This window comes from Sulfitobacter sp. UBA4523, assembly GCF_002388305.1.
GTDB classification, from domain to species: Bacteria; Pseudomonadota; Alphaproteobacteria; order Rhodobacterales; family Rhodobacteraceae; genus Sulfitobacter; species Sulfitobacter pontiacus.
This window is the reverse complement of record NZ_DGMH01000060.1, coordinates 1-682: the sequence shown is the minus strand read 5'-3', so window position 1 is coordinate 682 and position 682 is coordinate 1. Positions and strand designations below refer to the sequence as shown.

Sequence of the window (682 nt, the reverse complement as noted above, 5' to 3'; positions counted from 1 at the left end):
GGCATGTTGGAGGACGAATACCTGCCGATCCTTCAAAAGTATATTGCGGGTTCTCAAAATCGCCAAGAGACGGGTATCTACCAGACCGCGGATGAGGTCGCTGCGATTGTCATGAAGGTAATGGGTTCAGAACAGCCTCCTGTCCGCACGCGGACTTCTGAATGGTCCGAAGACTTCAGCAAACTCAAGACCGGCCTTGATCCGGATGGATTAAGGCAGCAATCGCTGGTCGCCGAACAGTTCCTGAAATAGTCTAGGCGTTCGGGGCCTCTGACTTTTCTGTTTCATAATGAAATCAAACGTCGCTATGAAATTTGGCGACGTTTGCGATGCATATCTGCCTTTTCTACGCTTCGCAGAATCGGCCCAAGTCGGCCTTCTCCGGACATCGGTGCCACCTTACCTTGCCCCAACGCGGCTTCACCAAACCGGTAATTCGTCAAATGGTGCAGAGCATTTGACCAGCTGTGGTGGCCTCAGCAAGTTTTCTGTCAAAAACGCCTGACAATATGTCAACTCAAACATGATGTCAGGATACCAGACAACACACCACCCACTCTGAGGAGTTCGACCTCGTGTCGCGTTTCCACGGCGGCGCGACACACAATACTCTGCACAGATCCATTTGGTCGGTAACGTCTGAAGTGGTCCCACCTTTTCGGACAGCTTGCGCGTCTGGTGT

General features: G+C 52.1%; 1 pseudogene. It reads left to right on the top strand.

Going from position 1 to position 682, the window contains the following annotated elements:
• Positions 1-252: pseudogene (locus B3849_RS14385) on the top strand (short-chain dehydrogenase/reductase); the annotation flags it as partial.
• Positions 253-682 lie beyond the last annotated feature (430 nt).